This window comes from Klenkia taihuensis (assembly GCF_900112525.1).
In the GTDB taxonomy this organism is placed as follows: Bacteria; Actinomycetota; Actinomycetes; order Mycobacteriales; family Geodermatophilaceae; genus Klenkia; species Klenkia taihuensis.
This window is the reverse complement of record NZ_FOMD01000001.1, coordinates 1,435,854-1,460,218: the sequence shown is the minus strand read 5'-3', so window position 1 is coordinate 1,460,218 and position 24,365 is coordinate 1,435,854. Positions and strand designations below refer to the sequence as shown.

Below are 24,365 nucleotides of genomic sequence, written 5' to 3'. Positions count from 1 at the left end.
CGTTGGGAGTCCTGGTCCTGCGCACCGTTGCGCGGACCCGCCCAACGCTGGTCGTGAGCAACGCTTCGGACCATGGCCCGAACGGAGCAGCCTGCGTGGTCCGTCCGCCGATTCTGTGAGCGCGTCGCGCACGTCGTGTGACGCCCAGGTGGCGGACCGGACGGTCGGCCCAACGTCGAGCGCATCCGGGGGAACGAGGTTGCTCCGGGTGCCGAGTGGCCCAGCGCTCAACCAGTCCCACCTGGCAACCACCTGACGGCGGCCCACCCGCGACCTGGGCCCGGACGCGCCGCGGCGCCGGTCCCCGTGGTGGGGACCGGCGCCGCGGTGCGTGCTGCCGGGTGGATCAGGTCGGGTTGAGGTCGGCCGAGCGGGCCTCGCGCGCGCCGATCTGGCCGGCGATGTCGGCGAGCAGCTCGCCGGTCACCTCGCTGTCCACGGTCACCGCCATGAGGGCGTCGCCGCCCTGGGTGGTCCGGCTGACCTGGGCGCCGGCGATGTTGATGCCGGCCGCGCCGAGCGCCGCACCGACGGTGCCGACGACGCCGGGCCGGTCGGCGTAGGTGAAGAACAGCAGGTAGCCCTTGGCCTCGAGGTCGATCTCGAAGCCCATGACCTCGGTCAGCTTGGGCACCTGGTTCTTGCCGTACAGCGTCCCCGAGACGGTGACCTCGGCGCCGTCGGCCATGGCCCCGCGCACGCTGATCAGGTTGCGGTAGTGCGGGCTCTCCACGTCCGAGGTCAGCGAGACCTCCAGGCCGCGGGCCTCGGCCAGCAGCGGGGCGTTGACGTAGGAGACCTGCTCCTCGACGACGTCGGTGAACACCCCGCGCAGCACGGCCAGCTGGACGACGGAGACGTCGTACTCGGCGATCTTGCCCAGCACCTGCACCTCGACCGACTGGGCCAGGCCCCCGGCGACGGCGGTGAAGACCCGGCCGAGCTTCTCGGCCAGCGGCAGGCCCGGCCGGACGTCCTCGGCGACGACGCCGCCGGCCTGGACGTTGACCGCGTCGGGGACGAAGTCGCCCTGCAGGGCCAGCCGGACGCTGCGGGCGACCGCCGTCCCGGCCTTGTCCTGCGCCTCGGTGGTCGAGGCGCCCAGGTGCGGGGTGACCACGACGTTGGGCAGCGCGAACAGCGGGCTGTCGGTGCACGGCTCCTTGGCGTAGACGTCGATGCCGGCGGCGCCGACCTGGCCCGAGCGCAGCGCGTCGGCCAGCGCGGCCTCCTCGACCAGGCCGCCGCGCGCGGCGTTGACGATGATCACGCCCTTCTTCGTCATCGCCAGCTGCTCGGCCCCGATCATCCCGAGGGTCTCGGGGGTCTTGGGCAGGTGGATGGTGATGAAGTCCGACTCGCGGAGCAGCTCCTCCAGCGACACCAGCCGGACGCCGAGCTGCGCGGCGCGGCCGGGCTGGATGTAGGGGTCGTAGGCGATCAGCGTCACGCCGAAGGCGGCCAGCCGCTGCGCGACCAGGACGCCGATGCGGCCCAGGCCCACGACGCCGACGGTCTTCTCGGTGACCTCGACGCCGCTGAACTTCGACCGCTTCCAGGTGCCCTCGCGCAGCGAGGCGTCCGCGGCGGGGATGTGCCGGGCGGCGGCGAGCAGCAGCGCGACGGCGTGCTCGGCGGCGCTGACGATGTTGGAGGTCGGGGCGTTGACGACCATGACGCCACGGGCGGTGGCGGCGGGGACGTCGACGTTGTCCAGGCCGATGCCGGCGCGGGCGACCACCTTGAGGTTCGGCGCGGCGGCCAGGGCCTCGGCGTCGATGGTGGTGGCGCTGCGCACCATCACCGCGGCCGCGTCGGCCAGGGCGGGGAGCAGCGCGGCACGGTCGGCGCCGTCGACGTGCCGGACCTCGAAGCCGGAGCCGAGCACCTCCAGGGCGCTGGGGGCGAGCTCCTCGGCGACGAGGACGACGGGCGCAGGCGTGGTCACGGGTGGACAGCCTAGGACCCGCGGGGGTGAGCGCCTGCTTGCCCCTCCCCCGGCGGCCCGCCATCCTGGCTGTTCAGCACCGGCGTTCCTCCGCAGCGCCGGTCCCGCGCGGAGGAGTGCAGTGAGCGAGCAGCAGGGCGAGCAGGGCCGGTCGGAGACGTCGCCGTACGGGTCGTCGTACGAGCCGCCGTCCTACGGGCAGCAGCCCTACGAGCAGCAGACCTACGGCCAGCAGCAGTCCTACGGGCAGCAGGGCCACGAGACCCAGCAGTACGGCCAGCAGCCGGGCTACGCCCAGGGCCACGGCCAGCAGGGGTACGCCGCGCAGGGCTACGGCCAGGGGTACGGCCAGGGTTACGGCCAGGGTTACGCGCAGCCCTACGGGCAGGGCTACGGCTACGCCCCCGCGGCGCCGGCGAAGCCGGGCGCGGTGATCACCTCGGCGGTGTTCGGGTTCATCTTCGGCGCCATCGGCGTCCTGTTCTCCCTCGCGCTGCTCATCGGCGGGGCAATCGTCGCCGGGGCCGGGGCCGGCGCGGGGAGCCTGGACGACGAGATCCCCGGCTTCGGCTCCCTGGTGGGCGGGGCGGTCGGTGCCATCACCGGCGTGATCGTGGTGGTCGGCCTGCTGGCCCTGACCTGGACCGTGCTCACCATCTGGGGCTCGGTGTGGGCGCTGACCGGGCGCAGCCGGGTGCTGCTCATCGTCGCCGGGTCCATCTCCATCGTGGTCACCGGCTTCGGCCTGGTGGGCAACCTGTCCAACCTCGGCAACGAGTTCGGCTCCACCAGCGGCGGCGACGTCGTGCTGAGCCTGGCGTTCTTCGCCGCCGCGGTCGCCATCGTCGTGCTGCTGTGCATCCCGGCGTCGGCGCAGTTCTTCGCCGCGCACCGCGCGCGCCGCGGCCGCTGAGCCCGGCGCCGTGACCGGACCCGCAGCCGGCCACCGGCCGCCACCCACCGTGGTGGCCGCGGTGGCCCTCGCCGGGCTGCAGGCGGTGTTCTGCCTGCTGCCCGGCCTCAACGGCCTGAGCTTCGGCCTGGCCGGCGGCAGCGCGCTGGCCTTCCTCGTCGGCGGGCTGTACCTGGTGCTGTCGGCGGCCACCGTGCTCGGCTCGGTGCGCCTCTACCGCGGCCTCGACGTCCGCCTGCTGGCGCTGGCCGGCGCCGCGCTGGTCGTCGTGTGGCTGGTCAACCTGGTGCTCGCGGTCGGCGTGGCCGGGACCTTCGACGTCCTGTCGGTGCTGCTGCTGGGCCTCGCGGTCGGCGTCGTGGTGCTCACCCGCAAGCCCGAGGTGCGCGCCTGGGCCGCCTGAGCCGGGACGGCAGAAGGGCCCCGCACCGGCCGGTGCGGGGCCCTTCTGCGTCACGTCAGGACCGCTGGGCAGTGCCCGTGTAGTCGTCCGACGCCGAGACCCAGCTCATCAGCCCGCGCAGCTGACGGCCGGTCTCCTCGATCGGGTGCGCCTCGGCGGCGGCCCGCTTGGCCTTGAAGTCCGGGGCGCCGGCGTCCTGGTCGGCGATGAACTTCGCGGCCCAGGTGCCGTCCTGGATGTCCTTGAGGACCTCGCCCATCGTCTCCTTGACGCGGGCGTCGACCACGCGCGGACCGGAGGTGTAGTCGCCGTACTCCGCGGTGTCCGACACCGACCAGCGCTGCTTGGCGATGCCGCCCTCGTACATGAGGTCGACGATCAGCTTCAGCTCGTGCAGGCACTCGAAGTAGGCGATCTCGGGCTGGTAGCCGGCCTCGGTGAGGGTCTCGAAACCGGCCTGCACCAGCGCGGACATGCCGCCGCACAGCACGGCCTGCTCGCCGAACAGGTCGGTCTCGGTCTCCTCGGCGAAGGTCGTCTTGATGACGCCGGCGCGCGCACCGCCGATGGCCTTGGCGTAGGACAGCGCCAGCGCCTGGGCCGAGCCGGAGGCGTCCTGCTCGACGGCGATCAGGCAGGGCACGCCCTTGCCGTCGCTGAACTCGCGGCGCACCAGGTGGCCGGGGCCCTTGGGGGCGACCATGGCGACGTCGACGCCGGCCGGGGGCTTGATGTAGCCGAACCGGATGTTGAAGCCGTGGCCGAAGAACAGCGCGTCGCCGTCCTGCAGGTTGGGCTCGATCGACTCGGTGTACAGCGACCGCTGCACGTGGTCCGGCGCCAGGACCATGATCAGGTCGGCCTCGGCGGCCGCCTCGGCGGGGGTGACGACGCGCAGGCCCTCGGCCTCGGCCTTGGCCCGGGACTTCGACCCCTCGGGCAGGCCGACGCGCACGTCGACGCCGGAGTCGCGCAGCGACAGCGAGTGGGCGTGGCCCTGGCTGCCGTAGCCGATGACGGCGACCGTGCGCCCCTGGATGATCGAGAGGTCGGCGTCGTCGTCGTAGAAGATCTCGGCGGCCATGCGGTGGGGCTCCTTCTATCTCTGTGGTGAGGGTGGGGCGTTTCAGGCGGAGCGTTCGACCGGGCGCAACGTACCGGCGCCGCTCATCGAGCGGGGTCCCCGGGCCAGGGCGACGGTGCCCGACTGGGCCATCTCCTTGATCCCGAGCGGGGCCAGGACGGCCAGCAGGGCCTGCAGCTTCTCGGTGGTGCCGGTGGCCTCGACGGTCACGGTGTCGGCGTTGACGTCGATGACCTTGGCCCGGAACAGCTCGACGGTCTGCAGCACCTGGGCGCGGTCGGCCAGCGGCGCGCGCACCTTGACCAGCAGCAGCTCGCGCTGCACCGAGGCGCCGTCCAGCTCGACGATCTTGATGACCTCGACCAGCTTGTTGAGCTGCTTGGTGATCTGCTCCAGCGGCTGGCTCTCCACGTCGACCACGATCGTCATGCGCGAGAGGTCGGGGTTCTCGGTGGGGCCGACGGCCAGGGACTCGATGTTGAAGCCGCGGCGGCTGAACAGCGCCGAGACGCGGGCCAGCACACCGGACTTGTTCTCGACCAGGACCGACAGGGTGTGGCGCGTCATCAGACCGGTCCCTCCGTGAAGACCGGGCGGACGTCCCGCGCGGCCAGGATGTCGTCGTTGCTGGCGCCGGCGGCGACCATCGGCCAGACCTGCGCGTCCGAGCCGACGACGAAGTCGATGACCACCGGGCGGTCGTCGATCGCCATGGCCTCCTCGATCACCTTGTCGACGTCCTCGGCGCGCTCGCAGCGCAGCCCCACGCAGCCCAGCGCCTCGGCCAGCTGCACGAAGTCCGGGATGCGGATGGGCTCGATCTCCCCGCCGCCGGAGCCGCGGTTGTGCAGCCGGGTGTTGGAGTAGCGACCCTCGTAGAACAGGGTCTGCCACTGCCGGACCATGCCGAGGTTGCCGTTGTTGATCAGCGCGACCTTGACCGGGATGCCCTCGATGGCGCAGGTGGCCAGCTCCTGGTTGGTCATCTGGAAGCAGCCGTCGCCGTCCACGGCCCACACGGTGGCCTCGGGTCGGCCGGCCTTGGCCCCCATGGCGGCGGGGACGGCGTAGCCCATCGTGCCCAGGCCGCCGCTGTTGAGCCAGGTGCCCGGCTTCTCGTACTTCACGAACTGCGCGGCCCACATCTGGTGCTGGCCGACGCCGGCGCAGTAGACCGCGTCGGGCCCGGCGATCTCGCCCAGCCGCTCGATGACGTACTGCGGGGAGAGCGCGCCGTCCTCGGGCAGGTCGTAGCCCAGCGGGTAGGTCTCCCGCCAGCGGTCCAGCTGCGCCCACCAGCCCGACAGGTCCGCGCGGCCCTCCTTCTCCTGCAGCGCGGTGATCGCGGCGACCAGCTCGGTGATGGTCTCCTTGGCGTCGCCCACGATCGGGACGTCGGCCTTGCGGTTCTTGCCGATCTCGGCCGGGTCGATGTCGGCGTGCACGACGGTGGCGCCGGGCGCGAAGCTCTCCAGCTTGCCGGTGACCCGGTCGTCGAAGCGGGCGCCCAGGGCGACCAGGACGTCGGCCTTCTGCAGCGCGGCGACGGCGGTGACGGTGCCGTGCATGCCGGGCATGCCCAGGTGCTGGGCGTGGCTGTCGGGGAAGGCGCCGCGGGCCATCAGGGTGGTGACGACGGGGGCGCCGGTCAGCTCGGCGAGCTCCCGCAGCACCTCGCTGGCACCGGCCTTGAGCACGCCGCCGCCGACGTAGAGGACCGGCTGGCGCGCGGCCTGGATGACCGCGGCGGCCTCGCGGACCTGCTTGCCGTGCGGGCGGGTGGTCGGCTTGTAGCCGGGCAGGTCGATCCTCGGCGGCCAGCTGAAGTCGGTGGTCGCCTGCAGCACGTCCTTGGGGACGTCGACCAGCACCGGGCCGGGGCGGCCGGTGGAGGCCAGGTGGAAGGCCTCGGCGATCCGCTGCGGGATCTCGGCGGCGTCGGTGACCAGGAAGTTGTGCTTGGTGATCGGCATCGTGATGCCGCGGATGTCGGCCTCCTGGAAGGCGTCGGTCCCGATGAAGCCGCTGGCGACCTGGCCGGTGATGGCCACGACCGGCACCGAGTCCATGTAGGCGTCGGCCAGCGGGGTGACCAGGTTGGTCGCGCCGGGGCCCGACGTCGCCATGCAGACCCCGACCCGGCCGGTGGCCTGGGCGTAGCCGGTGGCCGCGTGCCCGGCGCCCTGCTCGTGGCGGACCAGCACGTGCCGCACGGAGGAGTCGAACAGCGGGTCGTAGAGCGGCAGGATCGCCCCGCCCGGGAGGCCGAAGACCATGTCGACGCCGACGGCCTCCAGCGAGCGGACGAGGCTCTGCGCGCCGGTGATGCCGGTCGCGGGGGCGCCCGCCGGTCGGGCCGCGTCGGTCAGCGAGCGGTCGGTGGACTCGACGCCGACGGTGGCCGCCGCGGCGGCCTGGGTGGGTGCACCGGGGGTGGCCTGGGCACTGGCGGTGGTGCTCATCTGGGGGGTCTCCCTGGAAGGCGTGGGCGGGCGTGCGGCGGGGCTCTCGTTCGTGCTCGGGATCGGACCCGGCCAACAAAAAACCCCTCGTGCCGGCAGGCACGGAGGGGTGGGCGCGACGGTCGGGTGACCGTCGCGCTAGTCGATGACTACGAGGAGGGCAGAGCGCAGCACGCGGTCACTGTGCGCCGCGGGGCACGCCCGCGTCAACCACCTCGTCCCACCCACTGGGACGAGGCCGACCGCTCCGTGGGACGGGTCCTCAGCTTGCCCCGACCCGGCCGACCTTGCCGGGCCACAGGTGCCCCGCACCGGCGTCCAGGGTGGCCACCAGCGCGGGCAGGCTGAGCGGGCGGGACAGCAGGAAGCCCTGCGCGAACCCGCAGCCCAGCGCGCGCAGCACGGTCAGCTGGCTGGGCGTCTCCACGCCCTCGGCGACGACGTCGATGCCCAGCGTGCTGCCGATGCCGATCACCGATGCGGTGAGCGCCCGCGGGCGGGCGTCCTTGTCCACCCGGGCGAGGAAGGACCGGTCGAGCTTGACCACGTCGACCGCCCAGCGGGTGAGGTGCTCCAGCGAGGAGGCGCCGGCGCCGAAGTCGTCCAGCGCCAGGTGCACGCCCATCAGCCGCAGCGCGGCGAAGTCGGCCGCCAGCGAGGGGCTGTCGACCAGCCCGGTGGAGCCGGTGACCTCGACGACCAGCCGCTGGGCCGGGAAGCCGGTGGCCCCCAGCGCCGCCGCGACGTCGCCGACGACGGTGCCGCTGGCCAGGTGGACCGGCGAGACGTTGACGCCCAGCCGCAGCGGTTCGCCGTGCTCGGGCAGCGCGGCCGCCTGGGTCATGGCCTCGTGCAGCACCCAGCGCTGCAGGTCCCCGACCAGCCCGGCGCGCTCCGCGATCGGGATGAACTCCTCGGGCTCGAGCTCCCCGAAGGCCGGGTGCACCCAGCGGGCCAGCGCCTCCACGCCGGTCACCCGCTGCTCGGTCAGCGACACGATCGGCTGCCAGGCCAGGGCCAGCTCGCCGCGGGCGCGGGCACCGACCAGGTCCTCGCGCAGCCGCTCGCGGCGGTCGCGGGCGGCGGCCAGCGAGTGCTCCCAGCGGCGCACCGACCCCGGCCCGGCCTGCCGTGCGCTGCGCACGGCCAGCTCGGCCCGGTCCAGCGCGGTCTCGGCGCCCAGCCCGGCGACCAGCGGCACCAGGCCGACGGCGGCGGACAGGTCGACCAGGCCGAGCTGGGTGACCACGGGCTGCTCGACGACCGACAGGCAGCGGGCGGCGACCCGGTCGGGCTCGTCGCCGGTGCCGTGGGCCAGCACGGCGAACACCTCGGCACCGACCCGGGCCACGAGGTCGTCGCCGCGCACGGTGCCGCGCAGCCGGCGGCCGACCTCGACCACCGCGACGTCCACGACGTCGCGGCCGACGTTCTCGCGGGCGTCGTCGAGCCCCTCGAGCTCGAACAGCAACAGGCTGACCTCGGCCTCGTCGCCGGCCGCGGCCAGCTCCTCGGCCAGGGCGATGACGTGCGCGGCCCGGTTGGGCAGCCCGGTCACCGGGTCGGTGAAGGCCAGCGACCGCAGCTCGTCCTCGGCGTGCAGCCGGACGGTCACGTCGCGGCAGTGCAGCACCAGGGCCCCGACGGCGGCGTCGGCGCGCAGGTCGGTCACGCCGGCCTCCCACACCTGCCAGCTGCCGTCGGCGGCGGGCAGCCGGAAGCTGCACAGCCCGCCCAGGGTCGCGCCGTCCCCGTCGTCGGCGAGCCAGGCCCGCACGGTCTCGACGTCCTGCGGGTGCACGCGGTCGGTGACCGGGTGCCCCACGAGCGGGCGGCCGGCGGCGTCGGCCGGGCCGGCCAGCGCCGGGGCGGCCCAGGTGATGGCGCGGTCCTCGTCGAGGACCAGGACGGCGTCGCTGCTGGCCCGGACCAGCTTCCGGAAGTAGGCCTCGCTGCGGCCGAGCCGGCCGGCGAAGCGCATCTCGTCGCCGACCACGACCACGCGGTGCACACCGGTCAGCGCCAGGCCGGTCGCGACGGCGACCAGCGCGGCCGGGGTCGGGGTGGCCACGAACAGCGCGGAGGCCAGCACCAGGACGGCGGCCAGGACCATCACCGCGTGCGGCAGCAGCTGGCCGGCCAGGGTGATGCCGGCGGCCAGCCGGCCGTCGCCACCGGGGCGGCCGTCGGTCGCGGTGCCCGGGTCGTGCGCGGCGGCCAGGGCGAGCAGCACCAGGCCCGCGACGAACAGCGCCCGGCTGCCCAGACCCAGCAGGCCGAAGCCGCCGGTGGACCCCAGCACGGCCAGGCAGTCCGCGACGGCGACCGCGGCGAGCCCGGCCAGGGTGGTGCCCGCGGTGGTGCGGCGGGCGGGTCCGGCGGCGGTGAGGAAGACCAGGCCGGCGGCCAGCAGCACGGTGGCGGCCAGGCAGCTGGCCTCCAGGCCGGCGCGCGCGGCGGCGTCCAGGGGCACGCGGCGCAGCACGGGCCCGACGACGAGCAGCTGGGCCAGCACGAAGGCCGCGGTCCAGAACAGGGCGCTCTCGACCAGCAGCCGGGCCCCGCCGGCGCGCAGCCGGTCACGGCCGAGCAGGACCAGGACGGCGACCGCGCCGAGCAGGTGGGGCAGCACCGAGGCGGCGGTGCGGGGCGGGTCGACCGCGCCGGGGGCGGGGCCGACCAGCTCGGCGGCCGTGGCCACGACGACGCCCAGCACGAGGGCGCGGGAGACCAGCACCCAGCCGCGCGCGGGGGCGTCCCGGCCGACCCGGGCGAGGACGGCGGCCGTGCTCAGCGCGGCGAGGACCACCACCCCGTCGGCGGCGAGCCGGTGGGCACCGGTGGGCAGCAGCCAGGTGGCACCGAGCAGCGCGAGGCACAGCAGGCCCACGAGGGGTGTCCGGCGCCGGGTGCGTTCCACCTCAGCCAGGTCGGCAGTCCCGGCCGGCTGCAGGAGCCGGCCGGGACGGAGGTCACCCGCACGGGTGGCCTCAGCTGCAGATGGCGCCCTGCGCGGCCGAGCCGACGAGCTTGGCGTACTTGGCGAGCACCCCGCGGGTGTACCGCGGCGCCGGGGGCGCCCAGCCCTCCCTGCGGCGGGCCAGCTCGTCGGCGTCGACGTGCAGGTCCAGGGTGCGGGCGGCCAGGTCCAGCACGATCCGGTCGCCGTCGCGGACGAACGCGATCGGGCCGCCGTCGGTGGCCTCGGGGGCGATGTGGCCCACGCACAGGCCCGTCGTCCCGCCGGAGAACCGGCCGTCGGTGAGCAGCAGGACGTCCTTGCCCAGCCCGGCGCCCTTGATCGCGCCGGTGACGGCGAGCATCTCGCGCATGCCGGGGCCCCCGCGCGGGCCCTCGTAGCGGATGACGACGACGTCACCGGCCTTGAGGGTGCCCTCGGTGACGGCCTCCATCGCGCCGGCCTCCCCGTCGAAGACCCGGGCGGTGCCGTCGAAGACCTCGGCGTCGAAGCCGGCGCTCTTCACCACGGCGCCGTCGGGCGACAGCGACCCGCGCAGGATCGTCAGCCCGCCGGTGCGGTGGATCGGGTCGTCCATCGCGCGGATGATTGCGCCGTCGGGGTCGGGCGGGGAGATGTGCTCGAGGTTCTCGGCCATCGTGCGCCCGGTGACGGTCAGGCAGTCCCCGTGCAGCAGGCCGGCGTCCAGCAGCGCCTTGAGGACGACGGGGACGCCGCCGATCCGGTCGACGTCGGTCATCACGAACCGGCCGAAGGGCTTGACGTCGGCCAGGTGCGGCGTGCGGTCACCGATCCGGTTGAAGTCGTCGAGGGTGAGGTCGACGTCGGCCTCGTGCGCGATGGCCATCAGGTGCAGCACGGCGTTGGTGGAGCCGCCCAGCGCCATGACCACGGTGATGGCGTTCTCGAACGCCTCCTTGGTCATGATCTGGCGGGCGGTGATGCCCTGGCGCAGCAGCTCGACGACGGCCTCGCCGGAGCGGCGGGCGTAGTCGTCGCGGCGGTCGTCGGGGGCCGGCGGGGCGGCGCTGCCGGGCAGGCTCATGCCCAGCGCCTCGGCGACGCTGGCCATCGTGTTGGCCGTGTACATGCCGCCGCAGCTGCCCATGCCCGGGCAGGCGGCCTTCTCGATGGCGGTCAGCTCGTCGCGGGTGATCTTGCCGGCGGCGCAGGCGCCGACGCCCTCGAAGACGTCGATGAGGGTGAGGTCCTTGTCGCCCAGCTTCCCGGGCAGGGTGGAGCCGGAGTAGAGGAAGACCGCGGCGAGGTCGAGGCGGGCGGCGGCCATGAGCATGCCGGGCAGCGACTTGTCGCAGCCGGCCAGCAGCACGGTGCCGTCCAGCCGCTCGGCGAACACCACGGTCTCGACCGAGTCGGCGATGACCTCGCGGGAGACGAGGGAGGCGCGCATGCCCTCGTGGCCCATCGAGATGCCGTCGGAGACGGAGATGGTGCCGAACTCCAGCGGGTAGCCGCCGCCGGTGTGCACGCCCTCCTTGGCGGCCTTGGCCAGCCGGTCGAGGGAGAGGTTGCACGGGGTGATCTCGTTCCAGGACGAGGCCACGCCGATCTGGGGCTTCTCCCAGTCGTCGTCGCCCATGCCCACCGCGCGCAGCATGGCGCGGGCCGGGGCGCGGGTGATGCCGTCGGTCACCTCGAAGGACCGGGGCTTCATGGTGGAGGTGCGGTTCTCGTCCACGGTCGTCACGCCGGGGATGGTATGCCCGGGCGCCTCTGGGACCATCGGCTGCGTGGCTCAGGCAACGACGACGGCACGGATGAGGATGAGCCGGGTGGCCCTGGTGCCGGTGCTGGTGCTGGCCGTCTGCACGCTGCCGGTGGCGACCGCGGCCTGGTGGGGCGCCCCGCTGCTGCTGGTGCCGGTGCTGGTGGCGGCGTGGGTGCTGCGGGTGGGCCTGGACATCGGCCCCGACGGGGTCACCCCGCGCACCCTGCTGTCCGGCCGCACCGTGCCCTGGCCGGAGGTGGCCGGCATCCGGGTGGCCGAGGACCAGTCGCTGTGGTTGGTGCGCACCGCGGGCACCGAGGTCCGGCTGCCGGTGGTGCGGGCCCGCGACCTGCCCCGGCTGGCTGCGGTCTCCGGCGGCCGGATCCCCGACCCGGCCGCCGCGCCGCCCGCTCAGTAGGTCTCGACGACGTTCTGCAGCGGCTCCCCCGCCAGGACGCGCTGCAGCTGCGCGGCGACCGCCTCGGTGGCGCGCCGGCCGGTGTCGGGGACGTTCCCGGCCACGTGCGGGGTCAGCAGCAGCCCCGGCGCCGTCCACAGCGGGTGGCCCTCGGGCAGCGGCTCGGGCTCGGTGACGTCCAGCGCGGCGCGCAGCCGGCCGGCGGTGAGCTCGGCCAGCAGGGCGTCGGTGTCGACGACGACGCCGCGGGCGGCGTTGACCAGCAGCGCGCCGTCCGGCATGGCGGCCAGGAACGCGGCGTCCACCATCCCGGTGGTCTCGTCGGTGACCGGGACGATGACCACGACGACGTCGGCGTCGGGCAGCAGCTCGGGCAGGTCGGCGGTGGACCGGACGCCGTCGCGGGCGGTGCGGGCGACGTAGGTCAGGTCGACGTCGAAGCCGGCCATCATCGCCCCGACGGTGCGGCCGATGTCGCCGGCGCCGACGACGAGCACGCGGGCGCCGACCAGCGAGCGGTCGGTGCGCGGGGACCAGCGGCCGGCGTCCTGCTCGCGGGTGAGGTGCGGCAGGCCGCGCTGGGCGGCCAGGGTCGCGGCGACCACCCACTCCGCGGTCGCCGGGGTGTGCGCGCCGCGGGCGTTGCACAGCACGACGCCGTCGGGCAGCCGGCCGGCGAACTTCTCGGCACCGGCGCTCATCAGCTGCACCAGCCGGAGGTCGGGCAGACCGTCCAGGAAGCCGTCGGGGATGCCCGAGCCGCCGGCGGGGACCCAGACCCGGGCGCGGGCGGCGTCCCCGGTGGGCGGGCCGTCGGCGGGGTCCACCCGGTGCGCGCGGACGCGCGGGGACAGCTGCTCCAGGTGCTCGCCGAGGCGGCGGGAGGGCACCAGCACGTGCAGCTCGGCGTCGTCGGGCAGGTCGATCACGGGGGCGTCGGGCACGCCCCGACGCTAGGGCTGCGCTGCGCGTACGGCGATCCGGGGGGCCGACCGGTGCGTACCCTGGGCGGGGTGACCCGGGGAGCCCGCGCGCTGGTGGCGGCGTCGGCGTGCCTGCTGCTCGCCGCGTGCGGCGGTGGCTACACCCCCTCCGGTCCCTTCCGCGAGGTGCAGGACGCGCCCGGCCCGCAGGTCGGTCCGCCCTCGGCGACCGCACCCGCCCCCGCGCCGGGTGACCCCTCCCCCGGCACCGGGCAGGAGCAGGAGGGCGACCCCAACGTCCTGGCCACCGACCTCGCGGTGCCCACCGGGCTGGTGCTGCTGCCCGACGGCACCGGGGTGGTCGCCGAGCGCGAGACCGGCCGGCTGCTCAAGGTCTTCCCCGACCGCTCCCCCGCCCAGGAGCTGATGGTCGTGCCCGGGGTCGACACCACCGGCGACGGCGGGCTGCTGGGGCTGGCGCTGTCGCCGACCTTCGCCCAGGACGGGCTGTTCTACGCCTACCTGTCCACCGCGACCGACAACCGGGTGGTGCGGTTCCCGCTGGGCGGCACGCCCAACCCGGTGGTCACCGGCATCCCGCGCGGGGAGACCCGCAACGGCGGCGGCCTGGTGTTCGGCGTCGACGGCACGCTCTACGTGGGCACCGGCGACACCGGCGACGCGCGGCTGGCCCAGGACCCGACCTCGCTGGCCGGCAAGGTGCTCGCCTACGACGTGTTCGGCCAGCCGGTGGGTGCCGGGCCGGTGTACAGCTCGGGGCTGTCGGACGTGAAGGGCCTGTGCCTGGGCGCCGACGGCGCGGTCTTCGCCACCGACGACTCGGCCACCGGCGCCGACGAGCTCAACCGGCTGGTGGCCGACGGCGACTACGGCTCGCCGGTGGCCCTGCCGGGCAGCCTGCCCGCGGTGCTGAGCGTCCCCGGCGAGGCGGGCGGGCTGTCGGGCTGCGCGCTGTCGGGCAGCTTCGTCTTCCTCGGTGCGCTGGACGGCCGGCAGGTCGTGCTGGCCACCCTGGGCCCCGACGGCGCGCCTGTCGAGGAGCCGCAGCCGTTCCTGGCCGACGAGTACGGGCGGCTGCGCACGGTGCTGGTCGACCCCGAGGGCGCGCTGTGGATCACCACGTCCAACACCGACGGGATCGGCTCCCCCGCCGAGGACGACGACAAGGTGCTGCGCATCCAGCCGCCCGCCTCGGACGCCACCAGCCCGCTGTAGTCCGACGTCCCCGTCGCCCGGTCACCGTGGCCTCGGGCGGTCACCGTGCAGCGATCCGGTCACGGCGTGCGGTGACCGGATCGCTGCGTCCTGACCGGACGTGAGCCCCGCCGGCGGCCCCGGTGCCGGCTCGGTGCAGTGGCTGCAGCGGGATCACCCGCCGAGCACCCGCTCCTCGAGCATGCGGCGGACGGTGGCTGCATCGGCCTTGCCGCGGGTCTCCTTCATGACCGCACCGACCAGCGCACCCAGCGCCGCGGTCTTGCCGCCGCGGACCTTCTCGACCACGTCGGGGGCGCCGGCGATCGCGGCGTCGACGGCCGCGCCGAGCTCGTCGGAGTCGCCCATCACGGCCAGCCCGCGGGAGTCCACGACCTGGCGCGGGGAGCCCTCGCCGGCCAGCACGCCGTCGAGCACCTGGCGGGCCAGCTGGTCGTTGACGGTGCCCTCGGCGACGAGCTGGGTGAGCTCGGCGACCTGCGCCGGGGTGACGGCCAGGTCGGTGAGCTCGACCCCGGCGTCCTTGGCGCGGCGGGACAGCTCGCCCAGCCACCACTTGCGGGCGTCGGCGGGGTCGGCGCCGGCGGCGACGGTGTCGCTGACCAGGCCGAGGGCGCCGGCGTTGACCAGCCACGCCATCTCGGTGTCGGACAGGCCCCACTCCTCGCGCAGCCGCGCCCGGCGGGCGGCGGGCAGCTCGGGGAGGTCGGCGCGCAGCTGCTCGACCCACGCGACGTCGGGGGCCATCGGCACGAGGTCGGGCTCGGGGAAGTACCGGTAGTCGGTGGCCTCCTCCTTGCTCCGCCCGGCCGAGGTGGACCCGGTGTCCTCGTGGAAGTGCCGGGTCTCCTGCAGGATCCGCTCGCCGTCGTCGAGCAGCGCGGCCTGCCGGCGCATCTCGTAGCGCACGGACCGCTCGACCGAGCGCAGCGAGTTGACGTTCTTGGTCTCGGTGCGGGTGCCCCACTCCAGCGACCCGACCGGCGCCAGGGAGGTGTTGACGTCGCAGCGCAGGTTGCCGCGCTCCATGCGGACCTCGGACACGCCCAGGGCCAGCAGTATCTCGCGCAGCTCGGCGACGTAGGCGCGGGCGACCTCGGGGGCCTTGGCACCGACGCCGGGGACGGGGCGGGTGACGATCTCGACCAGCGGGATGCCGGCGCGGTTGAAGTCGACCAGCGAGTGGTCGGCGCCGTGGATGCGCCCGGTGGCCCCGCCGACGTGCAGGTTCTTGCCGGTGTCCTCCTCGAGGTGCACCCGCTCGATCTCCACCCGGTAGGTCTCGCCGTCGACCTCGACGTCCAGGTGCCCCGCGGTGCACAGCGGCTCGTCGTACTGCGAGGTCTGGAAGCCCTTGGGGATGTCGGGGTAGAAGTAGTTCTTCCGGGCGAACCGGCACCAGGTGGCGATCCGGCAGCCGAGCGCGAGGCCGATGCGGATGGTGGCCTCGATGGCGGCGGCGTTGGCCACCGGCAGCGCGCCGGGCAGCGCCAGGCAGACCGGGCAGGTCTGGGTGTTGGGCTCGGCGCCGAAGGTGGTCGAGCAGCCGCAGAACATCTTGGAGGCGGTGCCCAGCTCGACGTGGGTCTCCAGGCCGAAGACCGGCTCGTACCGGGAGACGACGTCGTCGAACTCGAGCAGACGGTCGGTGCTCACTTCTGCTCCTTCTTGGCTTCCCGGGCCTCGGCCCGGCCGGTGACCACGGCACCGACGGCGGTGAGGACCCCGAGGACGATGAACACGGCGAACACGGCGCGGCCGGTGGTCGCCCACAGCACGGCGCCGGCGAGGACGACGAAGGCGGTCAGGCCCCACGCGGCCTTGAGGGCGGTGCTCATGCGCGGGCCGCCAGCTGACCCAGGAACGTGCCGCCGCGGGCGGCGTCCTGCGCGGCCTCGAGCGCGGCACCGACCCGGTAGCAGCGGTCGTCGGCGAGCGCGGGCGCCATCACCTGCAGCCCGACGGGCAGCCCCTCGGAGAGCCCGCACGGCACGGAGATCGCCGGCAGACCCGCGAGGCTGGCCGGCAGCGTGCACAGGTCGGCGGCGTACATGGCCAGGGGGTCGTCGACCCGCTGCCCGATCGGGAAGGCGACGCTGGGCGAGGTCGGGCTGACCAGCACGTCGACGCCGTCGCCGAAGGCGGTGAGGAAGTCGCGGCCGATGAGCGTGCGGACCTTCTGCGCCTGGCCGTAGTAGGCCTCGTAGTAGCCGGCCGACAGGGCGTAGGTGCCGAGGATGATCCGGCGCTTGACCTCGGGCCCGAAGCCCTGCTCGCGGGTCAGCGCCATGACCTCGTCGAGGTCGCGGCTGCCGTCGTCGCCGACCCGCAGGCCGTACCGGACGCCGTCGAAGCGGGACAGGTTGGACGACGCCTCGCTCGGCGCGATCAGGTAGTAGGCGGCCAGCGCCAGGTCGAAGCTGGGGCAGGACACCTCGCGGACCTCGGCGCCCAGCGCGCGCAGCTGCTCGACCCCGGCCCGGAAGGCCTCGAGGACGCCGGGCTCGTAGCCGTCGGTGTGGCCCTCACCGCCGAGCTCGCGGACGACGCCGACCACGGTGCCGGTCAGGTCGCCCTGCGCGCCCTGCTGCGCCGCGGCGACGTAGGGGGCGGCCGGGGCGTCGATGGAGGTGGAGTCGCGCGGGTCGTGCCCGCCGATGACCTCGTGCATGAGCGCGGCGTCGGCGACGGTGCGGGCCATCGGGCCGGCCTGGTCGAGGCTGGAGGAGAACGCGATGAGCCCGTAGCGGGACACCGAGCCGTAGGTGGGCTTGTGCCCGACCAGGCCGGTGACGGCGGCGGGCTGGCGGATCGAACCGCCGGTGTCGGTGCCGACGGCCCACGGCGCGAGGAACCCGGCGACCGCGGCCGAGGACCCGCCGGACGAGCCGCCGGGGATGCGGTCGTGGTCCCACGGGTTGCGGGTCGGGCCGTAGGCGGAGTTCTCGGTGGAGGAGCCCATCGCGAACTCGTCCATGTTGGTCTTGCCCAGCAGCACGGTCCCGGCGGCCTTGAGGCGCGCGGCGACGGTGGCGTCGTAGGGCGGCCGCCAGCCCTCGAGGATGCGCGAGCCGCTGGTGGTGGGCACGCCGTCGGTGACGACGACGTCCTTGAGCGCGACGGGGACGCCGGCCAGCCGGCCCAGCTCCTCGCCGGCGGCGCGGGCGCGGTCGACCTCGGCGGCGGTGGCCAGCGCGGTCTCGGTGTCGACGTGCAGGTAGGAGTTCAGCGCGCCGTCGGTGGCCTCGATGGCGTCCAGGTGCGCGCGGGTGACCTCGACGGCGCTGGTCTCCCCGCCGGCGAGGGCGGCCTGCAGCGCGGTGACGTCCAGGCGGGTCAGGTCGCTGCTCACGCCTCCTCCCCCAGGATGCGCGGCACGCGGAACCGGTCGTCCTCGGCCGCCGGGGCACCGGCCAGCACCTGCTCGCGGGGCAGGCTGGGGGTGACCACGTCGGGCCGGTGCACGTTGGTCAGCGGCACGGCGTGCGTGGTGGGGGTGACGTCGGCCGTCGGCGCGTCCTGCACCCGGGCGACGGCGCCGAGCACGACGCCGAGCTGCTCGGCGAAGCGGTCGAGCTCCTCGTCGGTGACGGCGAGGCGGGACAGCCGCGCCAGGTGGGCGACGTCGTCTCGGGACAGGCTGTGTGCGTCCGTGCTCATGCGGTGGCGGGACCCCAGTGTCGATCTGCTCGGTGGACGGCGGGGAGCACGCGGCTCCCCGACCCGGGAAGTCTACGTGGGGCGGACCACGGCCCCGGTCCGCGAGGCGGGTTGACCTCGACGGGGGTCGGTGCGGCAGGCTGGCGGCGCCCACGATCGACGGAGATCGACACCCGGCGGTCCTGCGGAGGTGCCCGTGTCCTACCTGCTCCGGCTGGTCGTGCCCGACCGGCCCGGCATCCTCGGCGCCGTCGCCACGGCGCTCGGCCTGGCCGGGATCGACATCGTGTCGGTGGACGTGCTCGAGCGCGGCGACGGCATCGCGGTCGACGACGTCGTGGTGGAGCTGCCCGAGGACCGGGTGGTCGACGGCATCATCACCGCTGTCATGACGGTGCCGGGCGTGCAGGTGGAGTCGCTGCGGCCCTTCGCCGGCGCCCTGGACACCCACCGGGAGCTGCAGCTGCTGGAGTCCCTGGGCCGGGCGGGCCGCGGGACGGCGTCGCTGCTGGCCGACGAGCTGCCGCGGGTGCTGCACGCCGGGTGGGCCGTGGTGCTGTCCGGCTCACCGGACGGCGTCGCGGTGCACGCCGCCTCCGAGGCCGCGCCGGACCTGTCGGGCGTGGACCTGCCGTGGCTGCCGCTGACCGCGCCGGTGCTGCTGCCCAGCGAGGCGGACTGGGTGCCCACGCTGTGGCGGGAGATGGCCGTGGAGATGATGGCCGCCCCGTTCGACGGCGGCGCCGTGGTGCTGCTGGGCCGGTCGGGCGGGCCGGCGTTCCGCCGCTCGGAACTGCTGCGGCTGGCCCACCTGGCGGGGATCGCCGCGACCGTGGCCCAGCTGCCCCCGGTCTAGCTCCCGGCGTCCTGCTCGGCGGGCGCGTCCTCGGCCGCCCCGTCCTCGCCAGCCCCGTCCTCGGCAGCCACGTCGTCGGCGGGCTTCTTCCTGCGTGCGGCGCGCTTCTTCGGCGCCGGTGCCTCGGTGGCTGCACCCTCGGGCGCCGGCTCGGGCTCGCTGCCGTCGCCGATCGTGGCGACCGCCCGCGCGGCCTCCGGGCCCTGGTCGAGCAGCACGGCGAACCCGTCGTCGTCCAGGATCGGCGCCTTGACCTGCACGGCCTTGTCGTACTTGCTGCCCGGGTCGGCGCCGACCACGACGAAGCCGGTCTTCTTGGACACCGAGCCGGTGACCTTGCCGCCCCGCTCCTGGATGGCGGCGATGGCCTGGTCGCGGCTGTGGTCGCGCAGCGACCCGGTGACCACGACGGTGACGCCGGTGAGCGGCCCGGGCCCGGCATCGGAGGCCTCGTCCTCCATCCGGACGCCGTCGCGACGCCACTTCTCCACCACGCCGAGGTGCCAGTCGACGCCGAACCAGTCGCGGACGGCCGCGGCGATGGTCGGGCCGACGCCGTCGGCGGCGGCGAGCTCCTCCTCGGAGGCGGCCATCACCCGGTCCATGGACCGGAACTCGCGGGCCAGCGCCTGGGCGGCGGTGGGGCCGACGTGCCGGATCGAGAGCGCGACGAGCACCCGCCAGAGCGGGACGTCCTTCCGGGTCTGCAGGTTGGTCAGCAGCCGCTGCCCGTTGGCCGAGAGCGTGCCGTCCTTCTTGGTGAAGAAGTCGGCGGTGGCCAGCTGCTCGGCGGTGAGGGAGAAGACGTCGCCCTCGTCGCTGAGCAGTCCGCTGGCCAGCAGCGAGGTGGCGGCCTCGTAGCCCAGGACCTCGATGTCGAAGGCACCGCGGCCGGCGACGTGGAACACCCGCTCCCGCAGCTGCGCGGGGCACGACCGGGCGTTGGGGCAACGGATGTCGGCGTCGCCCTCCTTCTCGTGCCGCAGCTCGGTGCCGCACTCGGGGCAGTGCGTGGGCATGACGAACTCGACCTCGTCGCCGGTGCGCACGTCGACGACCGGGCCGAGGATCTCGGGGATGACGTCGCCGGCCTTGCGGATGACGACGGTGTCGCCGATGAGCACGCCCTTGCGGACCACCTCGCTGGCGTTGTGCAGCGTGGCCAGCTGGACGGTGGAGCCGGCGACCTTGACCGGCTCCATGTAGCCGAAGGGAGTGACCCGGCCGGTGCGGCCCACGTTGACCCGGATGTCCAGGAGCTTGGTGGTGGCCTCCTCGGGCGGGTACTTGAACGCGATCGCCCAGCGCGGGGCCCGGCTGGTGGAGCCGAGCCGACGCTGCAGCGCGACCTGGTCGATCTTGACCACGACGCCGTCGATCTCGTGCTCGACGGAGTGCCGCTGCTCGCGGTAGCGCTCGATGTAGGCCCACACGGCCTCGAGGTCGGGCACCACCTCGTAGCGCTCGCTGGTGGGCAGGCCGAAGGACTTGAGCTTCTCGTAGGCCTGCGACTGCCGCTCCAGCTCGAAGCCCTCGCGGGCGCCGATGCCGTGCACCAGCAGGCGCAGCGGCCGGCTGGCGGTGACCCTGGGGTCCTTCTGGCGCAGCGACCCGGCGGCGGCGTTGCGCGGGTTGGCGAAGGGAGCCTTGCCGGCCTCGACCTGGGCGGCGTTGACCTCGGCGAAGGCGGCGACCGGGAAGTAGACCTCGCCGCGGACCTCGACCAGCTCGGGGACGTCGTCCCCGGCCAGCTGCTGGGGGACGTCGGCCATCGTCGCCACGTTGGCCGTGACGTCCTCGCCGGTGGTGCCGTCGCCGCGGGTGGCCGCACGGACGAGCCGGCCGCGCTCGTAGACCAGGTCGATGGCCAGCCCGTCGATCTTGAGCTCGCACAGGTAGCCGGCCCCGGCGGCGCCGTCGCGGTCGGCGCGGGCGGCCCAGGCCGACAGCTCGTCGGAGCTGAAGGCGTTGTCCAGGCTCTGCATGCGCTCGAGGTGGGTGACCGGCGAGAAGGTGGCACCGAACCCGCCGTTCACCTTCTGGCTCGGCGACTCGGGGGTGACCAGGGCCGGGTGGTCGGCCTCGAGCGCCTTGAGCTCGCCCATGAGCTCGTCGTACTGGCCGTCGCTGACCAGCGGGGCGTCCTTGACGTAGTAGGCGAAGGCCAGGCGGTCGAGCTCCTCGGACAGCGCGCGGTGCCGGTCGCGGGCGGCCTCGGGCACCTCGGTGACGTCGGCGCGCTCCTGCTCGGCCTCGACCTGGGGTGCTGCGTCGTCCGTGATCACGCTGTGCACGGTAGCCCGGGGGTACGACAGGGGAACTCAGTCCGGCAGGAGGTACTTCGCCGCCTCGCGGACGTGCGCCATCGCCGCGCGGGCGTAGCCGGGGCTCGCGCCGGCGAGCCCGCAGGTGGGGGTCAGCGTCACCGCGGTGTGCAGCTGCTCGGCCGGGAAGCCGAGCCGACCCCACCACTGCTGCAGGCGGGTGGCGGTGGCCTTGGGGGCGGGCAGGGCGGTGTCGGTGCCGGGGACGACGCCGAGGAACAGGTGGGTGCCCTCGTCGACCGCGGTGCCGACGGCGTCGAGGTCGGTGACCAGGCCCAGGTCGAACCCGACGGCGTCGGCGCCGGCGGTGCGCAGCAGCGCGAGCGGCACCTGCCGGGCGCAGCAGTGCACGGCGACCGGCAGGTCGAGGGCGTCGAGGAAGCGGGTGAGCTCCTCGGTGGCCACGGGTTCCTCGACGGCGGGCAGCTTGCCGAAGCCGCTGGCGGTGGGCAGCCCACCCTGCAGCACCGCGGGCAGGGCCGGCTCGTCGACCTGGACGACGACCGTGGCGCCGGGCAGCCGGGCGGCGACCTCGGCGGCGTGCGCGCGCAGGCCCTCGGCGAGGGACTGGGCGAGGTCGCGGCGGGCGCCGGGGTCGACGACGGCGCGGTCACCGCGGGTGCGCTCGAGCATGGAGGCGAGCGTCCAGGGCCCGGCCGCCTGCACCTTGAACGGGCCGGTCCAGTCGCCGGCGACCTCGTGGAGGGCGTCGAGGTCGCGGGCGAGGAACTCCTGGGCCCGCTGCAGGTCCCTGCCCGGGCGGGGCACCAGCCGCCAGCCGGCGGGGGTCAGGTCGACGGAGAGGTCGACCAGCAGGGCGGCGGTGCGGCCGGTGATGTCGGCGCCGGCGCCGCGGGCGGGCAGCTCGGGCAGGTGCGCGAACCCGGGCAGCTCCCCCACCACGAGCCGGACGGCCTCCGCCGGGTCCGTGCCGGGCAGCGACCCGACGCCCGAGGCCGGCCCCCACGGTGACGTGGGGACCGGCCTCGGGTCGGTGGTGCCGGCGTGCTCGGTGCTGCTACTGCTGGGTGATGCCACGCCCGCGACGGTAGCCCGCCACGGTGGCGACCCCGCCGGCCAGCAGCAGGCCGACGCCGAGCGCGGTCAGCTGCCCGGTGGCCGCCCCGGTGTTCGCGAGCTGACCGGTCCCGATGCCGTTGCCGGGGTTGGCGACCGGCTGGGTGACGGGGGTGCCGGTGCCGGTGCCGCCGCCCGGGGTGCCCGCGCCGCCGCCGGTGCCCGGGGTCGGCTCGGCCGGGCAGGTGTACCCGGCCGCGGCGACGCCGAGCGCACCACTGACACCGGTCGCGGACGCGGAGCCGCCGTTGTCACCGGCGCCGCCGCCACCGCCGGCCGGCGGGGTGAGCGGGGCCGAGGCCCACGTGCCGCCGGTGACGGGGGTGGCGTGGAACCCGTTGGGCGCCGTTGCCGAACCCGACGGCGGCGTGTAGTTCGGGTTGCGGCCGAGGAAGTCGATGAAGGTGTCGACATCGACCGGACCCGTCACGGGCTCCGTGCCGAGGGTGAAGGCGGTGAACGTGTCGCCACCCGTCGCCAGGAACGAGTTCTCGACCACGCGGTAGGTCGCGGTCGGGCTGACCGGGACGAACGTCCCCGTCGCCGGGTCCTGGACCTCGATCGACGTGGGGTCGACGCGGTCGTAGGCCGGCCGGGCGGCGTCGTAGTCGTACCGGAAACCCTCCGAGGTGCCCATGAACAGCTGGGTGCTGCGCGCCGGGGTGATGAACTGCTGCTCCAGGACCAGCCGCAGCTGCTCGCCGGTCAGCGTCACCGCGTTGACGTAGTTGCCGAACGGCTGGACGGTGAACGCCTCGTTGTAGGTGACCGGTCCGGCGTCGATGTTGGCGCGGACACCGCCGGGGTTCATGAACGCGACGACGGGGACACCACCGAACTCGGCCGCGGGGTCGTCGTAGGCACCGGCCGGGTCGTCCTGCAGCGCTTCCAGCTGCGCCTGGGCGATGGTGTTGGCCAGCGGGGACTCGGCGGTGCGCGCCGAGTCGCGGTTGACGGCGACGGCCGTGGTCCCCACCTGCTGGTTGCCCACGGTGGCAGCCTGGGCGACCCAGTAGTCGACGATCGCCGTCGTGGCCGGGTCGTCGGCCAGCGACTGGAGGACCGGCAGGTTGGTCGCCGTGTAGGTGCCGCAGAGCCGGTCGACGTCGCCGGTCGCGCCGTCGACGACGAACCGGATGTCCCCGAGCTCGCGGCCGTAGTAGCCGGCCTGGGCCACCAGGCGCGGCTGACCTGCCGGGTCGGTCAGGTAGCAGCTGTAGTTCTGGTGCGTGTGCGCCGAGAGCACGATGTCCACGGCCGCGTCCGTGCGCTCGTTGATGTCGACGATGGGCCCGGTCAGCTCGCCGCATCCGGACACCGCCGCAGGGGTCTCGGGCTCACCGCCCTCGTGGACGAGCGCAACGATGGCCTGGACGCCCTGGGCCTGCAGCTGCGGCACGTAGCGGTTGATGGCGTCGGCCTCGTCGATGAAGTCGACGTCCGCGATGCCGGTCGGGGCGACGATGGTGTCGGTCGTCTCGGTCACGACGCCGATGACGCCGACACGCTGGCCGCCGCCCACGTCGAGGACCTCGTACGGCGGCAGCATCGGGGTGGTGGTGCCCTTGACCACGACGTTCGCGGCCAGGTAGGGGAAGTCGGTCCCGGCGAAGGGCTGACGCGCGCTGTCGTCGAAGCAGTAGTCCGACGGCAGGCCGACGTCCTCGCAGGCGGTGATGCCGTCGGTGAAGGTGCCGTCCGTCGCGCCCGAGATGCGCCGCAGCTCGTCGGTGCCGCGGTCGAACTCGTGGTTGCCGACCACGGACACCGCCATGCCCATCGAGTTCAGGACCTCGATGGTCGACTCGTCCCGGAAGGCGGCGGACTCGAACGGGGAGGCCCCGACCAGGTCCCCCATGCCGATCAGCGCGGAGGAGGCCGCGGCACCGCCGGCCGCGGCGAACGAGGCCCGGGCGTCGGCGACCAGGGTCGCGATGTTCGCGGCGCCGCCGACCAGGGTCGACTGGCCGTCCACCGTGATCTGGCCGTCGCGGTTGTCCGCCGCAGGGGTGGCGATGCGCCCGTGCAGGTCGTTGAGGGTCAGGAACTGCACCGGTACGTCGGCGGCAGCTGCCGGGGCGGCGGACGCCGCGGTGGGCAGCGCGACCAGGCCGGCCGAGGCCACCAGGGTCGCGGCGAGGGTGAGGCGCGTTCGGCGCAAGGGTCCTCCAGGAACTGGCTCGGCCGAACCGTGCGTGACGGAACGGTCACAGAGCATGACTAAGTAGCGCGGCGAACCTTCTCGCCCCGGCGAACCTAGCCCGCGCCCCTGACGAAACCAAGACTCCGCTGAGAACCGACGCCGATCGTTCACCGGCCGGAAACGCGGCCCGGGAACACCGCCCGGTCGCG

Annotated in this window: 19 protein-coding genes; 5 read left to right on the top strand and 14 right to left on the bottom strand. The window is 74.6% G+C overall.

Annotation, left to right across the window (positions count from 1 at the left end; all coding sequences use genetic code 11):
- Window positions 1-346: 346 nt before the first annotated feature.
- On the bottom strand, window positions 347-1,948 hold the full coding sequence (serA, locus tag BM158_RS07190) for a phosphoglycerate dehydrogenase (protein WP_091555846.1): 1,602 nt from the start codon (window positions 1,946-1,948) through the stop codon (window positions 347-349).
- A gap of 121 nt (window positions 1,949-2,069) precedes the next feature.
- Between serA and BM158_RS22010 the strand changes: the two genes are divergently transcribed.
- Both BM158_RS22010 and BM158_RS07180 read left to right on the top strand, forming a co-directional pair.
- Window positions 2,070-2,861, top strand: coding sequence for a hypothetical protein (locus BM158_RS22010; RefSeq protein WP_207506222.1), 792 nt, complete (start codon window positions 2,070-2,072; stop codon window positions 2,859-2,861).
- Between the two features lie 10 nt (window positions 2,862-2,871).
- Complete coding sequence (locus BM158_RS07180; protein ID WP_131801988.1) at window positions 2,872-3,264, top strand: hypothetical protein; 393 nt, start codon at window positions 2,872-2,874, stop codon at window positions 3,262-3,264.
- Between the two features lie 55 nt (window positions 3,265-3,319).
- Here BM158_RS07180 and ilvC read toward each other — a convergent pair whose 3' ends face one another.
- The 5 genes from ilvC to ilvD all read right to left on the bottom strand — a co-directional run bounded on the left by ilvC (window position 3,320) and on the right by ilvD (window position 11,498).
- Window positions 3,320-4,348: a ketol-acid reductoisomerase gene (gene ilvC / locus BM158_RS07175; RefSeq protein WP_091555841.1), complete on the bottom strand. Its 1,029-nt coding sequence runs from the start codon at window positions 4,346-4,348 to the stop codon at window positions 3,320-3,322.
- A 42-nt stretch (window positions 4,349-4,390) separates the two neighbouring features.
- Entirely contained in the window at window positions 4,391-4,915 is a 525-nt protein-coding gene (gene ilvN / locus BM158_RS07170; RefSeq protein ID WP_091065858.1) for an acetolactate synthase small subunit, read from the bottom strand.
- Window positions 4,915-6,810 (bottom strand): acetolactate synthase large subunit, encoded by a 1,896-nt coding sequence (locus BM158_RS07165; RefSeq protein ID WP_091555840.1) that lies wholly within the window; start codon window positions 6,808-6,810, stop codon window positions 4,915-4,917. Before BM158_RS07165 ends, ilvN begins: the two co-directional genes overlap by 1 nt.
- A 262-nt stretch (window positions 6,811-7,072) precedes the next feature.
- Window positions 7,073-9,730: a putative bifunctional diguanylate cyclase/phosphodiesterase gene (locus BM158_RS07160; protein ID WP_131801987.1), complete on the bottom strand. Its 2,658-nt coding sequence runs from the start codon at window positions 9,728-9,730 to the stop codon at window positions 7,073-7,075.
- 70 nt (window positions 9,731-9,800) lie between these two features.
- Window positions 9,801-11,498, bottom strand: a complete 1,698-nt coding sequence (ilvD, locus tag BM158_RS07155; RefSeq protein WP_229827589.1) for a dihydroxy-acid dehydratase — start codon at window positions 11,496-11,498, stop codon at window positions 9,801-9,803.
- Window positions 11,499-11,574: 76 nt separating this feature from the next.
- On the opposite strand from ilvD, the gene BM158_RS07150 reads away from it, so the two are divergent.
- Entirely contained in the window at window positions 11,575-11,937 is a 363-nt protein-coding gene (locus BM158_RS07150) for a PH domain-containing protein (RefSeq protein WP_229827590.1), read from the top strand.
- Here BM158_RS07150 and BM158_RS07145 read toward each other — a convergent pair.
- On the bottom strand, window positions 11,931-12,881 hold the full coding sequence (locus BM158_RS07145; RefSeq protein WP_091555834.1) for a 2-hydroxyacid dehydrogenase: 951 nt from the start codon (window positions 12,879-12,881) through the stop codon (window positions 11,931-11,933). The two genes, BM158_RS07150 and BM158_RS07145, sit on opposite strands and share 7 nt — an antisense overlap.
- 69 nt (window positions 12,882-12,950) lie before the next feature.
- Between BM158_RS07145 and BM158_RS07140 the strand changes: the two genes are divergently transcribed.
- Entirely contained in the window at window positions 12,951-14,096 is a 1,146-nt protein-coding gene (locus BM158_RS07140; RefSeq protein ID WP_229827591.1) for a PQQ-dependent sugar dehydrogenase, read from the top strand.
- Window positions 14,097-14,249: 153 nt separating this feature from the next.
- Here BM158_RS07140 and gatB read toward each other — a convergent pair whose 3' ends face one another.
- From gatB to gatC, 4 genes are read right to left on the bottom strand one after another with little or no spacing between them, the layout of a single operon-like run.
- Complete coding sequence (gene gatB / locus BM158_RS07135) at window positions 14,250-15,752, bottom strand: Asp-tRNA(Asn)/Glu-tRNA(Gln) amidotransferase subunit GatB (RefSeq protein ID WP_091555832.1); 1,503 nt, start codon at window positions 15,750-15,752, stop codon at window positions 14,250-14,252.
- Entirely contained in the window at window positions 15,749-15,934 is a 186-nt protein-coding gene (locus BM158_RS07130) for a hypothetical protein (protein ID WP_091065842.1), read from the bottom strand. Before BM158_RS07130 ends, gatB begins: the two co-directional genes overlap by 4 nt.
- Entirely contained in the window at window positions 15,931-17,448 is a 1,518-nt protein-coding gene (gatA, locus tag BM158_RS07125; protein ID WP_091555829.1) for an Asp-tRNA(Asn)/Glu-tRNA(Gln) amidotransferase subunit GatA, read from the bottom strand. The genes BM158_RS07130 and gatA overlap by 4 nt, the downstream gene beginning before the upstream one ends.
- Window positions 17,445-17,756, bottom strand: coding sequence for an Asp-tRNA(Asn)/Glu-tRNA(Gln) amidotransferase subunit GatC (gene gatC, locus BM158_RS07120; protein ID WP_091555827.1), 312 nt, complete (start codon window positions 17,754-17,756; stop codon window positions 17,445-17,447). Before gatC ends, gatA begins: the two co-directional genes overlap by 4 nt.
- 196 nt (window positions 17,757-17,952) lie before the next feature.
- Between gatC and BM158_RS07115 the strand changes: the two genes are divergently transcribed.
- On the top strand, window positions 17,953-18,612 hold the full coding sequence (locus tag BM158_RS07115; RefSeq protein ID WP_091555825.1) for an ACT domain-containing protein: 660 nt from the start codon (window positions 17,953-17,955) through the stop codon (window positions 18,610-18,612).
- Here the strand turns inward: BM158_RS07115 and ligA are convergent.
- From ligA to BM158_RS07100, 3 genes are read right to left on the bottom strand one after another with little or no spacing between them, the layout of a single operon-like run.
- Window positions 18,609-20,897, bottom strand: coding sequence for an NAD-dependent DNA ligase LigA (gene ligA / locus BM158_RS07110; protein WP_207506220.1), 2,289 nt, complete (start codon window positions 20,895-20,897; stop codon window positions 18,609-18,611). The two genes, BM158_RS07115 and ligA, sit on opposite strands and share 4 nt — an antisense overlap.
- 36 nt (window positions 20,898-20,933) lie before the next feature.
- Complete coding sequence (locus tag BM158_RS07105; protein WP_091555823.1) at window positions 20,934-21,974, bottom strand: methionine synthase; 1,041 nt, start codon at window positions 21,972-21,974, stop codon at window positions 20,934-20,936.
- Entirely contained in the window at window positions 21,955-24,174 is a 2,220-nt protein-coding gene (locus tag BM158_RS07100; protein ID WP_191328626.1) for a bifunctional metallophosphatase/5'-nucleotidase, read from the bottom strand. The genes BM158_RS07105 and BM158_RS07100 overlap by 20 nt, the downstream gene beginning before the upstream one ends.
- Window positions 24,175-24,365 lie beyond the last annotated feature (191 nt).

Coding starts and splice junctions, on each gene's coding strand:
- ilvC (WP_091555841.1), bottom strand. CDS start 4,348: ATGGCCGCCGAGATCTTCTACGACGACGACGCCGACCTCTCGATCATC.
- ilvN (WP_091065858.1), bottom strand. CDS start 4,915: ATGACGCGCCACACCCTGTCGGTCCTGGTCGAGAACAAGTCCGGTGTG.
- BM158_RS07165 (WP_091555840.1), bottom strand. CDS start 6,810: ATGAGCACCACCGCCAGTGCCCAGGCCACCCCCGGTGCACCCACCCAG.
- BM158_RS07150 (WP_229827590.1), top strand. CDS start 11,575: ATGAGCCGGGTGGCCCTGGTGCCGGTGCTGGTGCTGGCCGTCTGCACG.
- BM158_RS07130 (WP_091065842.1), bottom strand. CDS start 15,934: ATGAGCACCGCCCTCAAGGCCGCGTGGGGCCTGACCGCCTTCGTCGTC.
- gatC (WP_091555827.1), bottom strand. CDS start 17,756: ATGAGCACGGACGCACACAGCCTGTCCCGAGACGACGTCGCCCACCTG.